The sequence below is a fragment of the Delftia sp. UME58 genome (assembly GCF_014170385.1).
GTDB lineage: Bacteria > Pseudomonadota > Gammaproteobacteria > Burkholderiales > Burkholderiaceae_C > Comamonas > Comamonas acidovorans.
Map to the genome: position 1 here is coordinate 1 of NZ_LZZV01000057.1, position 14,556 is coordinate 14,556.

Annotated in this window: 7 protein-coding genes and 3 pseudogenes; 5 read left to right on the forward strand and 5 right to left on the reverse strand. The window is 62.6% G+C overall.

What is annotated here, in order from left to right; all coding sequences use genetic code 11:
* The 4 genes and pseudogenes from A9976_RS18515 to A9976_RS18530 all read right to left on the reverse strand — a co-directional run.
* Positions 1 to 473: pseudogene (locus A9976_RS18515) on the reverse strand (hypothetical protein); the annotation flags it as partial.
* 120 nt (positions 474 to 593) lie between these two features.
* Complete coding sequence (locus A9976_RS18520) at positions 594 to 1,766, reverse strand: RICIN domain-containing protein (RefSeq protein ID WP_259649242.1); 1,173 nt, start codon at positions 1,764 to 1,766, stop codon at positions 594 to 596.
* Positions 1,767 to 1,888: 122 nt separating this feature from the next.
* Positions 1,889 to 4,297: a hypothetical protein gene (locus A9976_RS18525; RefSeq protein ID WP_259649243.1), complete on the reverse strand. Its 2,409-nt coding sequence runs from the start codon at positions 4,295 to 4,297 to the stop codon at positions 1,889 to 1,891.
* Between the two features lie 101 nt (positions 4,298 to 4,398).
* Positions 4,399 to 5,730 (reverse strand): alpha-xenorhabdolysin family binary toxin subunit A, encoded by a 1,332-nt coding sequence (locus A9976_RS18530; RefSeq protein ID WP_259649244.1) that lies wholly within the window; start codon positions 5,728 to 5,730, stop codon positions 4,399 to 4,401.
* Between the two features lie 394 nt (positions 5,731 to 6,124).
* Here A9976_RS18530 and A9976_RS18535 point away from each other — a divergent pair, with 394 nt between their 5' ends.
* The 3 genes from A9976_RS18535 to A9976_RS18545 all read left to right on the forward strand — a co-directional run bounded on the left by A9976_RS18535 (position 6,125) and on the right by A9976_RS18545 (position 10,790).
* Positions 6,125 to 7,066, forward strand: a complete 942-nt coding sequence (locus tag A9976_RS18535; protein ID WP_183020232.1) for a restriction endonuclease — start codon at positions 6,125 to 6,127, stop codon at positions 7,064 to 7,066.
* Positions 7,067 to 7,213: 147 nt separating this feature from the next.
* Complete coding sequence (locus A9976_RS18540) at positions 7,214 to 9,010, forward strand: ATP-dependent endonuclease (RefSeq protein ID WP_183020228.1); 1,797 nt, start codon at positions 7,214 to 7,216, stop codon at positions 9,008 to 9,010.
* On the forward strand, positions 8,985 to 10,790 hold the full coding sequence (locus A9976_RS18545; protein ID WP_183020229.1) for an ATP-dependent helicase: 1,806 nt from the start codon (positions 8,985 to 8,987) through the stop codon (positions 10,788 to 10,790). Before A9976_RS18540 ends, A9976_RS18545 begins: the two co-directional genes overlap by 26 nt.
* A gap of 411 nt (positions 10,791 to 11,201) precedes the next feature.
* On the opposite strand, the pseudogene A9976_RS18550 reads toward A9976_RS18545, so the two are convergent.
* Positions 11,202 to 11,945 (reverse strand): annotated as a pseudogene (locus A9976_RS18550) (iron-containing redox enzyme family protein); the annotation flags it as partial.
* A 179-nt stretch (positions 11,946 to 12,124) separates the two neighbouring features.
* Here A9976_RS18550 and araD point away from each other — a divergent pair.
* Both araD and A9976_RS18560 read left to right on the forward strand, forming a co-directional pair.
* The gene (araD, locus tag A9976_RS18555) at positions 12,125 to 13,858 is read left to right on the forward strand and encodes an L-arabinonate dehydratase (RefSeq protein WP_183020230.1); all 1,734 of its coding nucleotides are present in this window, start codon (positions 12,125 to 12,127) and stop codon (positions 13,856 to 13,858) included.
* 372 nt (positions 13,859 to 14,230) lie between these two features.
* Positions 14,231 to 14,556, forward strand: a pseudogene (locus tag A9976_RS18560) (aspartate-alanine antiporter); the annotation flags it as partial.

Below are 14,556 nucleotides of genomic sequence, written 5' to 3' on the forward strand. Positions count from 1 at the left end.
ACGATCGGCATCGTCTCGCTGGTGGCCTTGATTGCCTTTGAGGCCCTGGCCGTGGCCACCGCCATGCCGGCCGTGGCCCGCGCGCTCGATGGGGTGCCGCTGTATGCGGTTGCGTTTGGCGTGACCCTGGCCACCAGCGTGGTGGGCATGACCGTCGCCACAAAACACGCCATGCCAGACCACAGCGGCGCCGCCGGCCCGCGCGCGTCGCACCAGCCGCCGGCCACGGTCATGCCCACCACGCTGGTGGCCAGGGTCACGCCAAACGCAACCGCATACAGCGGCACCCCATCGAGCGCGCGGGCCACGGCCGGCATGGCGGTGGCCACGGCCAGGGCCTCAAAGGCAATCAAGGCCACCAGCGAGACGATGCCGATCGTCGTCAGGCGGTAGGGGGAGGACAGGATGGACCCGCTCTCGGCGGTCGTCGGCCGGACCTGATCGTCCAGCGTGAGGGAATCTTGATGGGGCATGGATGCTTCTTGGTTGCAGGGTCTGCGACGGCCATGGCGCAGTGCCATGGCGACGAGAAGCCTGGAGCATGCAACCTCAAGTGCGGTTGAGATCAAGGGGGTCCTGCCCCCAAGCACCTCTTACCGCTCGATCACACGCCAATACTGGCCGGAGGAGCGGCTGGTGGCCGGCAGCATGACGGCAATGCCATTGTCATTGGCCGTATCCAGCACGACGGCATCCGACAGGAAGCGGTTGTAGAGATGGAACTGGCCCGGCAGTTCGCTGGGCGCACAGCGCCATTGCTGGCCGCTGAAGCGTGGGGAGTCTCCCGCCGACGCCGTCATCTTCAGCTCAAGATGCGGTTTCCCGGCCACGCTGGTGACATCGAGCGCCATGGTGCCCGGTCCGGACGCCGCATTCTGGACCAGCCAGTAGCCCTTGCCGGTGCGCAGGAACCTCCATCTGTCGGCGCCCAGAATCATGGCCGGGAAGGAAATCTGCCATGGCTCGACGTTGTACAGCCCGGGGGGAGACACAAGGCCCGTGCCCTGCAGCAGCGCTACCGCATTGCGCCTTTCACTCCAGTACAGGTTCTGCAACCCGACCCATTGGCGGTCCTTGAGCATGGGGCATTGGTCGTACAGGTAGTCGCCCGTCTCGTAGCGCCGAAAATCCGCATCGCTGAGCCGCTGGGCCGAGAGTGCGTGCGCCTCGGCGGAGATCCGTGCCAGTTCCCGCATGGCGGCCGTCATGGCGATCAAGGGCGCGGACGAACCACGCACCGGCCTTACCGGCAAGATGCGGCGTGCATTTGCCAGGTCGGAGGCCACGGCCCGCCAGCGCAATGCCAGGGTGCTGAATTCCGTTGCCATCGCCTGCGGCGCGGGCCCAAGGCGGACCACCGCGTTTGCCGGTGGCGGCTGCCTGGCATGGTGCGCGGCGGCCACGCGAAGCAGCGAGGCATGACTTTCCAGTTGCGCCACGACGGGTGCAGCCGCCGCAATGGCCGCATCCATCTCCGTCTCGACGGCTGCGACACCCGCATTCCATCGGGCCTCGTCCAGCGGCGCGTCGGGGGCCAGCGAAACGGCATCCAGCTGGTCGCACAGCTGCTGCAAACGCCCGACGGCCTGCCCCAGTTTTTGCACCGTATCGGCCAGCCCGTCGATACGGGCACGCAGCGTGCCCCAAGCGGCCGATGCCGCCTTCAGCGAAGGGAACGACGGCATGCTCTCCAGGCTCCTTACCAGCGTCATGCGGCCGCTGGCATCGTCAAGATCCAACCCGGTCACGAACGAGAACTCGGCCATATCGGTCCATACCTGCCTTGCGACTGGCTCACGCGCGGGCTCGGCTTCGACGCGGCAGCTTGATGCCAGGGCGCCACCGCAGCACAGCGCCGTGGCAGCGGCGGGCAGCCACAGAAGCCGGGTCATCTGGCTGCAGTGCCGGCCATCAACAGGCGCAGGGCCCGAGGCGCTGCCGGCATCCGTCGGGGCTCCAGCACTTCGATCAGCCACGTCGTGAACGGCGTCGGGCAGACGTCTCCCAGATGCTGCGAGAACTCGATCTGGTCGCCGGCATACGTGAAGTTGATCTTCAGGGGCGAGCAGAAGAGCCTCTCGTCCCCGTTGCCCGTGCTGTCGTGAAAGTAGCTGCCGGTCACCATGTCGATATTGATGCGCTGGGCCGAGGCATCGGCAAACTCCAGCCAGGCCTGCACCGAAGAAAGGCGGATGCGGCGGTAGCTGGCCAGTGCCGGATGGCTGGTGGCAATGGACAGGCTGATGGGCTGCCCATGCGCCAGCTGCTGCAGCAGCGCGGTGTCAGTGACCCGCAATTCCCGCCGCAGATCACCTTTGGTCCTGGCATTGGCCGCCTGCGCGCTGGCGTGGTCTGCCAGCAGGGTGGCGTGTGCATCTGCCATGGCAGCGGCCGTGCCCGGCATCGAAAGACGGTGGCCGGGCTGCTTGCCTGTCTCGTAGGCCTGTGCGGCGCGGACACCGAAGCAGTCCACGAAGAAACCGCGGCGCGCACTTTCTGCCCTGAGGGTGATTTCCCCCTGCAGCCGCGCGCTGCGCTCCAGCTCTGTCAGCGCCTGCTGCTCCAGCGCCTGCAGGCGCTTGCGCTTGCCGATCACCGCAACGTATTCCAGCTTGAGCGTGGCAAGCTCACGGGCAATGGCATTCTTGGATGCGCTTTGCTCTGCCAGCAGGCGGCCATAGACGGCCACCTTCTGCACCTGTGTCTTGAGGGTGTTGGCGGCGTTGCGCACGGCCGCCTCGGTGCCTTCCGTGGCAAGCACCAGATCCAGCCGGTTGACTGCATCGTTCTCCAGCACCGTCCAGGCGGCCTTGGCTTCATTGGCATCCGGCATGAGCGCAAGTGCACGCATGGTGTCGCCCAGCTCCCGGGAAATCCCCTCGACATCCAGCCCGCCCAGCGGCCCACGGATCACCGGCAGCACCGCATTCAATGCGCCCTTGGCGGGATCCACCAGATTCTTGAGCGTGCTGGAGTTGTGCCTGGCCCATTGCAGCGGAATGGCAAACGACTGGCCCAGGGCCTTCAGCGCCTTGAGCGGGCCGTCTATGCTGCCGCCAAGCGTCTTGGCCTGCCCGTACACATCCTTCAGGCCGAGCACGCCTTTCTGACCGGTCTCGGTCAACGCCTTCGGGTCGGGCGGCACGCCCACGCACAGGGCGGCCACGCTGCCCGCGACTGCGATGACGCCAAAGGCGATTTCCAGGCTCATCTTCACGGTGCGCACGATCTGGGCAACGTCGCTTTCAAGCTTGAGCCGCATGGCGGAAAGTTCCGCTTCAAGCTCCTCCTGGCGCACCGTGCGTGCGGCGCGGTCAAGGGCCTCGATCTGCTGAATCAACCGCTGCTCCAGCTTGGTGCAACGTGCCTCCAGCGTCTTGAGGTCCAAGGTATCCCGGTCGGCAAACGCCTGCGCGACGCTGCCCACGGCACCTGCCAGCTCGCCGCTGGCGCGCAGGCTGCGCAGGTGGGCCTCCATGGCCGCCATCACCTCCTGCCGGGCCTTGGCCAGCGACAGGTAGCTTCCGGCGCTCAGATCAGGAATCGGCCTGGCCAGCCCGGCAACGCCCATGGCCGGCAGCAGACGCTGCAGCGAACCCGCCGCCTGGATCAACTCGCCAAACCCGGACTCGACCCCTGACCAGCGCGTGATCCAGCCCAGCGCCTCATGGCACAACGCCAGTTCGGCCGCGCTGTGGCCGGGCCTGCCCGCCATGCCGGCGCTCAGGGCAAACAGCGCGGCCAGCACCCTGTGCATCGGCTCGCCATGCTCCAGCAGGCCGGGCGGCACGGGGGTGTGCTTCACCACAGCCCGGTTGTCCTGCCACAGGAAATTGCTGAACTGCGGCCGCGCCACCGTGTCCCAGGCCTCCTCCAGCGCATAAGCGGTGTCGCGCGTGGGGCCGCCGTACAGCGTGAACCGGCCCTCCACGGTTTCCACGAAAATGCGCACCCTGCTGAGCTCGTTGTCCGCGTCATGCAGCATGCGCAACACCGTCGTGCCTTCGGAAACAATGCGGCGGGCAATCACCGTCAGCCGCCGCACCGCACCGTCAAGCCGCCTGTCGAACCCCTCGGGCACCACCACGGTATCGGCATGGATGTCCAGCGCCTGCAGGCCAGCCGCGTCGGCCTCGTCCAGCAACACCTTCAGGTCCACCACCAGATCGGCCACGATGCCGAAGGGATTGAAGCTGCCGTCCGGCGCCCGGCCACCGCTGCAGACCAGCGGCCCTGGCGGCACCAGGCCCTCGGCACGGTAGCGATCGATCAGGGTTCGCAATTCAATGGGAGTCATCGCGGCAGTGAGCGCGGGAGTCATTGCTGAAGTCATGGCGGGTGGTTCCAGGTAAGGCACTGCACCTGTGCAGCGGTGGGACAAAGGCCGGAGCAGATCGCTCAGGCTGCCTTCTTGCTGGCAAGCTCCACCAGTTGGTCCACGCTCTGCGCCTTCTTCGGCGTGCCGCCGAAACGGCGGAAATGGTCTGCCTGTCCGGCGACACGCGCCCAGCCCTTCTTGGCCGTGCCCAGCACCACCGTCAGGCTGAACCAGTTTTCCCCTTGCAGGGACTTGCGGCCGGTGGTGCTCAAGACCTTGTGTATGTTGCCCAGATCGGCAGAAATCGCGCGCCATGCCTCGCCCAGCGTCTTGAGCTTGGGGCCCAGGTCTTCGATGCTCTTGCTGATGCTGTCAAAGCGATCATTGCTTCGGTTGTAGTAGCCGATGAAGCGCTCGTTCGTGGCCATCGTGGCCTGGATGGTTCTCACCTCATCCACCTTCTCGGCAATCTTCCTGCGCGTGACCGCAAGGTCCGCACCCACACCGATATCCACCCCCGCCAGAATCAGCGGCCCGAAAAGCGGAATGGCCAGATAGGCCGGAGACGTGGACAGCACGATGACTTCATCCTTTTCCTTGCGGCGCAGGGCCTTCAAGTCGTTCTCCAGCTTCTCCACGGCGGCCTTCAGCTTCTGGTTGGCAGCACCCTCGGCGCCCAGATTGGTCGTGAACTTCTGCTTTTGTCCATTGAATGCGGTCTTGCAGGCGTTCAGGCGCACCAGTATTCCGTTGCCGTTGTCAAGAATGGAGTTCTGCAGCGCGAAGGCACGCACCGAGCGCGCATTGGCGTCTTCAATCAACTGCTCCAGCGCGCTGCTGAAATTGCGCTTGATCTGCTCCGACCGCCCGCTGGGCGTATCGCTTTCCCAAACCTTGACCAGGGCCTTCCATTTCGCTTCCACCGCCGGCTCCGCCGATGGGGTGGGCGCCCCCTCCAGATCGAAACGGTCCACCAGCTCGATCAGCCGCTCATAGGTGGTTGCCGCCACATCGTTGTACTGAACGATATCGTCGGCCAGCGTCAGCATCTTGTCCTGCACATCGGCCTTGAACTTCTGGCCGACACCCTTGAGCGTGACGAACAGCTCCACCGCTTCGGAAAACTCCGGCCTGAAATCATCCTGCTTCTGCATGCCCAGCATGGCGCGCATCAGCTCCGTGGTGGTCGGGTTGTCGGTGACTGCAGACTCGAAGAACGTCGTCAGCCCGATCCAGTCCTCTGAACTGAGAACGGAGATTCCCTTGTAGATATCGGCAGACGGTGTGAAGGCATTCTTTGGATTTGCAGCGTCGGACATGGCGAGGGCTCCTGATGGTGAAAGGCCGGATTCGGCCTCGAATCGGTGTGCAAACAAGCGGCGGCGTTGAAGAAATGACCGCACCGCAGTCATCGCCCGCCCTGCTTTTGCGCTCCAGTCGACCGGATGCTAGGTAGCCGCCATGGCCCTGTATGTCCCCCAAACAAGTGACACAAATTCATACAGCACTGGAGATAAGGACAGCAGCCGGACTGCTCTCTCACACTCCAAGGAGCCTGTCCCCTGCGCGACCCATGGCAATGAGCACGATCGGTCCATTGCCTCAAACGACGAGACAGGGAATTTCGCAGACCAGGCATGCACAACCTGCTACGCAATCAATAGCGCATTGCACACATTCATCGCCAGCCAGAAGACATCACCAGTGTCAATTTCTCTTGATTTCACCGCACCCATTGGCACAGGAATTCGCCTCACCCATAAATGTTGCAAAATGTTCTGCAATTTGAACAATGGGGGCGTAGGAGTGGCAAGAAAACGAAAGACCAGCACGGCAGAAGACCTCATGGATCTGATCGCCATGCTGCCCTGGTGGGCCGGCATTGCATTGGCACTCGCCAGCTACATGGTGTTGCACTCCATTGCCATCCGTCCCCTGCCTGCAGCACAAAGCCCGCAGCAAATCGGCCAATTGGCCACCACGGCCATATGGCAGGGCTTGGCTACTGGTGGCCAGTACATCCTGCCCCTCATCTGCCTGGCCGGCGCGGCCATTTCCGCCGTGCGCAAGCGCCGCCGCAGCCGGTTGTTAGAAACCATCTCGGCCAGCTCCAGCGCGGATGCGCTGAACAACATGTCATGGCGAGAGTTTGAAACGCTGGTGGGTGAGGGATTTCGGCGGCGCGGCTACGGCGTCAGGGAAACCGGTGGCGGCGGGCCCGATGGTGGCGTGGACCTGGTCCTCTCGAAGGATGGCGAAAAGACACTGGTGCAATGCAAGCAGTGGAAAGCCTTCAAGGTAGGCGTTGCCACTGTGCGCGAGCTTTATGGCGTCATGGCAGCTGATGGGGCTGCTGCCGGCTTTGTAGTGACCTCTGGCCGGTTTACTCAGGAGGCTGTGGCGTTTGCTGCGGGAAGGAATATCCACCTCATGGACGGGGTTGCGCTGATGAAATTGCTGAAGGAGGCAAAGGCGCAGACAGGAGCGGCGACAACAACCAAGGCCCGGGCTGCTGCGTCTTTACTGAACCCCGTGCTTGTGGTCGAGCCCGTCAAGACGGAGCCTGCTTTTGACACAGTGCAACCGGCTGCCGCCCCAATACCTGGCTGCCCTCAATGCGGGAAAGCCATGGTTCAGCGGGTTGCCAAGCGAGGGCCTGCTGCGGGAAAGGCGTTTTGGGGATGCTCGGCGTTTGGTGCGGGGTGTCGAGGGACTCGGGAGATGGTTGGAGTTGGGGATGGGAATTGATTTTGTAGATGGTCTGCTTTCGACCCATTGCGGCTTTTCGAGATGCCCCGTTGGGCTAACGGTAGCGGACTGTCAGTCGCTGCTGGAGGCAGTCCTTCGCTGCAGCAATAATTTTCGTTAAATACAAGTTGAGCAGGAGAGGGAACAATGCGAATTAGTCGAATTGCGGTTGAGAACTACGCCAACTTCGAGAACGTCGACTTCACTACGAACGACAGCCTGGTGATTGTCGGAGAGAACAAGGCAGGCAAGAGCAACCTACTCAAGGCTTTGCGCCTAGTGCTCGACCCGATGCTCCCTGACCGTGACCGGCAGTTGGGCCTCGAGCATTTTTGGGACGGCTTGGGCGATGCAAAGTTAGGTGCTACTGTCAAAGTGGTCATGGAGTTCACAGATTTCGAGGACGACGACAACCTGCTCACCGTCCTTGGCGGCAGCCTAGTGGGCACCGAGACCCCAGTGGTCGCTCGCCTAACCTACCTATATCGCCCCAAAGCCGCACTCGAGGGCGCGGTGCCGAAAACCTTGGCGGACTACGAATTTTTGGTGTTCGGTGGCACTAACGAGGACAACGTTTTTACGGCCGCCCGCAGGCGCGAGCTGCCGATGGATTACCTGTTTGCTCTGCGTGACGCTGAAGGCGACCTGCTGAACTGGAGGCGTTCCCCTCTTCGGCCCATCATCGAGGAGTTGACTGCTAGTCTGGATGAGAAGACCCGCGAGGAACTCCAGCAGCTTGTCAGCGATGCCCAGAGCGCCCTCGCGCAGCGTCCTGAAGTCTCTGCTGCCGCAGACAAGGTGTACGAGCGGCTTGTGGAGATGGTCGGCGCGGAACACGCCGTGTCTTTGACGTTGGGCGCGACGCCAACCAACGTGGATGTACTGCTGAGGGGCCTTCGGCTTCTGATTGACGGTGGCGCGCGAGGCATTGGCGACGCAAGCCTAGGAACAGCGAACCTGCTGTTCCTGACCCTTAAAGGACTGGAACTCGAGCGAGCGGTCGAGGCTGGCGAACGCAGTCACACATTTCTAGCAATCGAGGAGCCTGAGGCGCACCTGCATCCGCACGTTCAGCGGCTGGTGTACAGGCACTACCTTGGTGATGAGGAGGATGCACCGGAGAACGTCACCACCATCTTGACGACTCATTCGCCGCACATCGCTAGTGTCGCCCCCTTGCGCTCTATCATTCTGCTGCGTGAAGACGCTGAAGGTGGGTCTACTTCGATTACGTCCGCGGCCGAGGTGGACCTGCAGCCCGACGATGAGGACGACCTGCAGCGGTATATCGACGTCACCCGTGGCGAGCTCTTCTTCGCGCGCGGCATCATCTTCGTGGAAGGCGACGCGGAGCGGTTCCTAATCCCCGAGTTTGCAGCGGCGCTCAACATCGACCTTGACGCACTTGGGGTCACGGTGTGCTCCGTGGCAAGCGCAAACTTTCTACCGTACGTGAAGCTAGTGGGGCCTGATGCTTTGGCCATTCCATTTGTCATCCTGACTGACCTCGACCCGCAGGACACAGGTGAACCGCTTGCCTTTGATAGAGTTCGGGACATCTTGGCTCTGTCGATGGAGCAGGAGGACATCGACGAGTACGAGGAGTTTGATGACATTTGGGAAGACGGCGAGTTGAATGGGATTTTCGTCAACGACAAGACGCTGGAGGTCGAGCTATTTCAGGCTGGCATGGGCCCTGCGATGGAGCCTATCTTGCAGAAGCACGCGAAAACCTGGGGGCCCAGGCGCAAGGCCATGATGAAGGGCTGGACTGACGACCCGACGACGCTAGATGAGGACAAACTCCTTGGCTGGGTCGGCGAGGTCAGCAAAGGCCGCTTCGCGCAAGCGCTGGCAGGTTCCGCCACCGCTGCGGTTTGCCCCGAGTACATCAAGAAGGCACTGACCTTTGTGAAGAATGGCTTCTCCCCAGTCGAGTCCTAAGTACCTGCAAGCTGCGCTGCAGCTTCGGAAGAACCCTGGACAGTGGGCGGCTTACGAGTCCACTGGGAACTGCTGTGTGCTGGCCGGTCCCGGCAGCGGCAAAACCAAGACGCTCGTCACAAAGCTGGCGCGTGTCATGGCAGAAGACGTGCGGTCGCCTCGAGGTGTCGCCTGCATCACCTTCAGCAACGAAGCGGCGCGTGAACTCATTCGGCGGCTTCGACAACTTGGACTCGAGCAGTCGCCGCGGCTGTTCGTCGGAACCGTTCACTCGTTCTGCCTGCTGCATCTGCTGCTGCCCTTTTCGCAGTTGGCTGGCCTGAAGCTACCCTATCCACTGAAGGTCGCCACGGAATCTGAGGCTAAGAGCATCTACCATGCAGTAGCGGCCGAGCTCTGGGCTATCGGCAAACCTCCGGGAAAACTAGATGTCGACCGCCATCGCCGTGTGAATCTTGTTCGCGACAGTAAGGCATGGAAGCAGAACGAGGCGATGACTGGCCTAGCCGAGGCGTATGAAAACGAGTTACGCAAGCAGGGGCTTATCGACTTCGTAGATATCGAGCACTATGGCCAGCGGCTCGTGAACAAACATGACTGGATCTTGAAAGTCATTCGAGCAAAATTTCCAGTGCTAGCAGTAGACGAGTACCAAGACCTAGGCATTGCCTTGGACAGTATCGTTCGCAGGCTTACCTTCGATGGCGGCGTGCGTCTCATTGCGGTAGGTGATGTAGACCAGTCTGTCTATGGCTTTACGGGAGCAAACAGCGAGCTGCTGGAAGAGCTATCTAAGGAAAATGGCATCGAGACTACTCCGCTGAAAATCAACTATAGAAGCGGCACAGGCATCATTGAGTTAGCGCAACGGGCTTTGGGGAAAGACAGAGGTTACGAGTCTTCGGAGCCCGAGAGACAAGCCTCTGTCCAGACGCATAAGTGCGACAAGGGTCTGCAGCACCAAGCCGAGTACGCGATGAAGACGCTGGTTCCCGCAGCATTAGCTGCTAAGAAGGGACGCCAGCTCGGAGACATCGCAGTACTGTACCGGAACAGTAATGTTGGCGACGCGGCGGCAATCGAAGCCGTCAAGGTCAAATATCCATTCGTACGCATCGACAACGCCGCCCCGTACCGCAAGGTGCCACTCACGAGCTGGGTGGAAGATTGCGCCATCTGGTGTGCAGAAGGCTGGAAGGCTTCGTCACCACCGCTGCACGACTTACAAGGCAGATGGTGTTCGTTTCATGGAGGATTGTCGGACAAGCTGAGGCGTGACGCAGTAGCTCGCATAACACGTTTTCTTTGGGACCACAGATACGATGGCGCGGCGCTGGATTTTGTCGCGGCTCTGCGCGCCGAACTGCTCGACGAGTTGATTACCGTTAGACCAGAGCTTGCCGACCAGGCTGAGCACTTAGAAGGTCTGCATAAGGCACTCGATAGAGAAGGTGTTCTTGTCGGAACGACAAAAGCACAACTTGGTCGCCGTGATGGAGCTCCCAAGCAACTCAATCTGCTAACGCTCCACTCCGCGAAGGGTACGGAGTACGACGTAGCCATTATCTTAGGGTTGGACCAAGGCGAGTTTCCCTCGCCAGGTTGGGCGGACAAATCTCCCGAAAAGATGGAGGAAGCGCGTCGATTGTTCTACGTTGGAATCACGAGAGCGCGCGATGAGGTTCACCTGTTGTACAGCGGCTTCAAACACAAGCCGGACAAGTATGGCCGGATCTGGCGCGAAGGGCCATCACAGTTCTTGGATGGTCTGCTTCCTTAACTCTACAGCGAAGGACGTATCGCAAAGCGATGCCAGAGCACCGGATGGCGCCGCCGAAAGCAGCTCTTCGCTGATGCCCGCTCCTGGCCGAGAGCCGTCCTCAAGAGATTGACTGTCCACGTGCTCCAAACCCCGCTAGCAGCTCCAAACCACCCAGAAAGGCCACGTATATCATGCGTAGCCTCCCAGTGCAGCACCCCAGTCAATCTGTCCCCCGCACCACCCAGCGCTCACTAACGCCCCCCATCACTCCCTCAAGCGCCTCTTCCTGCGCCTGAATAAACGCAAGCAAATGAGATAGCCCCCCTGATTCCCCGACCCCGTCCTATCGCTTATCTTTGAAGATAGGAACAGGACTGTGCATATGACTAGGCATACGGAGTCAATAGAGGTAGTCGTGAAGGACCAGCGCCGCAGGCGCTGGTCCCTGCGTGCCTGCTCCAGCGCGGCCAAGAAGGCAGGCATGTCCTGCGGACGGGACAGCCAGTCATTGACGCTGCGGCCGGCCACCTTACAGAAGTCCGAGTGCGCGCCATGCCCGGAAGGCGATTTGCGCGCCAGGATGCGCACCACCTCAGCTTCGATGTCGAACGACCGGATCACGTCCAGCGTGCTGGTGCCCGTGTCTGCCAGCCGGGCGCCTGCGCGTACGCGGCGCCAGTATTCGCCGCCATCGTCAATACGCGGCGCGTTTTCCCAGGCGGCAATGCAGGCGCGCCGGGCATGGCCGGTGTCGGCGTTGTCCACGGTGACATGCAGCGTGAAGTAGTAGGGATCTATTCCCAGTTCATTGAGTTCGTAGGCGGTGATGAGCAGGTGCAGCGGCAATTGCTCATAGCCCAGGTTGAATCCCACGATCTCGGGCAGGAACTGCTGCGCATTCCAGCCCAGCGCCAGCTGTACCAGCCCCTGCCGGTACAGGTCGTCGGGCAGATCCTCCACGGGATCAAGGCCATACCTGGCCAGGAGTTCCCGGTAGAGCTTGACGTGGTTCTTGTCGGCCATGCCGTCGCCCAGTTCTTCCACATAGGTGGTGACCAGGTCCGACATGCGTGAGTTGCCCGCGTGCGCGCACAGGCCGTAGAGCCAGGAACCGTCCACGCGCACGGTGGAGAGGGCGGGCCAGGTGTCCAGCGCCAGGGCCTGGTCGCCAAAGCCCAGCACGCCGAATTCCTCGGGTACGCGCAGGCCCAGTTCGTGGCCGTGGCGCTGGACACGCTCTTGCTGCGCGACGGGCTGGATGCGGCGGCGGCGCGCTTCAGGCAAGGGCCGCTGGCCGCGAACCCGCCAGGGCCCGCATCCACTGCCGGCAGCTACTGAGGAGCCCCACAACCATGACACGTTCCCCCGAATCCCTGCGCAGCGCACGCTGGTTTGCTCCCGATGATTTCCGCTCCTTCGGCCACCGCTCGCGCGTGCTGCAGATGGGCTATGGCTACGAGGACTGGATGGGCAAGCCCGTGATCACCATCGTCAACACCTGGAGCGATGCCAACCAGTGCCATGCCCACTTCAGGCAGCGCGTGGAAGACGTCAAGCGCGGCGTGCTGCAGGCCGGAGGATTTCCGCTGGAGCTGCCGGCCATCTCGCTGTCGGAAAGCATGGTCAAGCCCACGACCATGGTCTATCGCAATTTCCTGGCCATGGAGACGGAGGAGCTGCTGCGCAGCCACCCGGTGGACGGCGCCGTGCTCATGGGCGGCTGCGACAAGACCACGCCGGGGCTGACCATGGGGGCGATCTCCATGGGCCTTCCCTTCATCTACCTGCCGGCCGGCCCCATGCTGCGCGGCAACTGGAAGGGGCAGGTGCTGGGCTCGGGCTCGGGCTCGGACGCCTTCAAGTTCTGGGACGAACGCCGCGCCGGCCGCCTGGACGAGCAGGCCTGGCGCGAGATGGAAGCCGGCATTGCCCGCAGCCACGGCACCTGCATGACCATGGGCTCGGCGGCCACCATGATGGGCATTGCCGAGGCCGTGGGCCTGGCGCTGCCGGGCGCTTCGTCCATTCCGGCCGCCGACGCCAACCACATCCGCATGAGCGCCGAGTGCGGCCGCCGCATCGTGCAGATGGTGTGGGAAGACCTCACTCCCGCCCGCATGCTCACGCGTGCGCATTTCGAGAACGGCATTGCCTGCGCCATGGCCATGGGCTGCTCCACCAACGCCATCATTCACCTGATCGCCATGTCGCGGCGCGCGGGCCATCCGGTCAGCCTCGATGACTTCGACGCCTTCAGCCGCCGCGTGCCCGTGATCGCCAACATCCGGCCCAGCGGCGACCGCTATCTGATGGAGGACTTCTTCTATGCAGGCGGCCTGCGCGCCCTGCTGGAACGCATCCGCCCGCATCTGGACACCGGGGCCATGACGGTCAACGGCAAGACCCTGGGCGAGAACATTGCGGGCAGCCAGGTCCACCAGGACGACGTGATCCGCCCCCTGTCCCGCCCCATCTACGCCGAAGGGGCGCTGGCCGTGCTGCGCGGCAACCTGGCGCCGGACGGCGTGGTCATCAAGCCCAGCGCCTGCGTCCCGCACCTGCTGCGCCACACGGGGCGCGCCCTGGTGTTCGACGACTACCCCAGCCTCAAGCAGGCCGTGGACGACCCCCATCTCGACGTGAACGGCGAAGACATCCTGGTGCTGCGCAACGCCGGCCCCAAGGGCGCAGGCATGCCCGAATGGGGCATGCTGCCCATTCCCACCAGGCTGCTCAAGCAAGGCGTGAAAGACATGCTGCGCCTGTCCGACGCCCGCATGAGCGGCACCAGCTACGGCGGCTGCCTGCTGCACTGCTCGCCCGAGTCCGCCGTGGGCGGGCCGCTGGCCCTGGTGCGCACGGGCGACCGCATCACGGTGGACGTGCCGGCCCGCCGCATCCACCTGGAAGTCAGCGACTCAGAACTCGCCACCCGCCGCGCCGCATGGACTCCCCCGCCCGCGCGCTACGAGCGCGGCTACGGCTGGCTGTTCGGCCGCCATATCCTGCAGGCAAATGAAGGATGCAATTTTGATTTTCTGGAGACGGGCTTTGGGAGCGCTGTGCCGGAGCCGGATATTTTTTGAGAGCGTGAATGGCACAGGGTCTGCCCAGGCGCAGGGCGGCCCGTGCAGCCCTGCTTATCCAGGTCCTACGACATAAGCCGCCTCCAGGCTGACGGCCAAGTCCTACATCGCCACTCCTTTTTGTCATGAATAGTGGCTCTGTTTTCGACAAGATACTGATTCAAGCAAGCCAATGAAAACGCCATATCCAATTGAATATTGATGAATACGAAATCCACCGCATTCATCAAATATCGATAGGCATTTTCTAATAGCGACACACGTTTCCCCCAGATCCACGCGCACGCAAGCCCCCTGCCCTTCGCGGGCAGCCGTTCCCGTTTACCCGTTCCCTTGCGCCGCCGTGGACTCAACCCAGAAGCAGAGGTGGCTGTGGACTTTCTCAGAAGCATCTTTCATCAGGCTCCGGAAATCGCGCTGTTTGCGGCCTTGGCGCTCGGTTACTGGGTGGGCAAGTTCAGGTTCGGGTCGTTCCAGCTGGGGGGCGTGGCGGGGTCGCTGCTGGCGGCGGTGCTGATCAGCCAGGTGGGGGTGACCATCGATTCGGGCATCAAGGCGGTGCTGTTTGCGCTGTTCATCTATGCCGTGGGCTTCGAGAGCGGGCCGCAGTTCTTCCGTTCGCTGGGACGGCAGTCGGTCAAGGAGATCCTGATGGCCCTGGTGGTGGCCGTGTCGGGGCTGGTCACGGTGGTGGTGAT

Coding starts and splice junctions, on each gene's coding strand:
- A9976_RS18520 (WP_259649242.1), bottom strand. CDS start 1,766: ATGGCCGAGTTCTCGTTCGTGACCGGGTTGGATCTTGACGATGCCAGC.
- A9976_RS18525 (WP_259649243.1), bottom strand. CDS start 4,297: ATGACTCCCATTGAATTGCGAACCCTGATCGATCGCTACCGTGCCGAG.
- A9976_RS18530 (WP_259649244.1), bottom strand. CDS start 5,730: ATGACTGCGGTGCGGTCATTTCTTCAACGCCGCCGCTTGTTTGCACAC.
- A9976_RS18540 (WP_183020228.1), top strand. CDS start 7,214: ATGCGAATTAGTCGAATTGCGGTTGAGAACTACGCCAACTTCGAGAAC.
- A9976_RS18545 (WP_183020229.1), top strand. CDS start 8,985: ATGGCTTCTCCCCAGTCGAGTCCTAAGTACCTGCAAGCTGCGCTGCAG.
- araD (WP_183020230.1), top strand. CDS start 12,125: ATGACACGTTCCCCCGAATCCCTGCGCAGCGCACGCTGGTTTGCTCCC.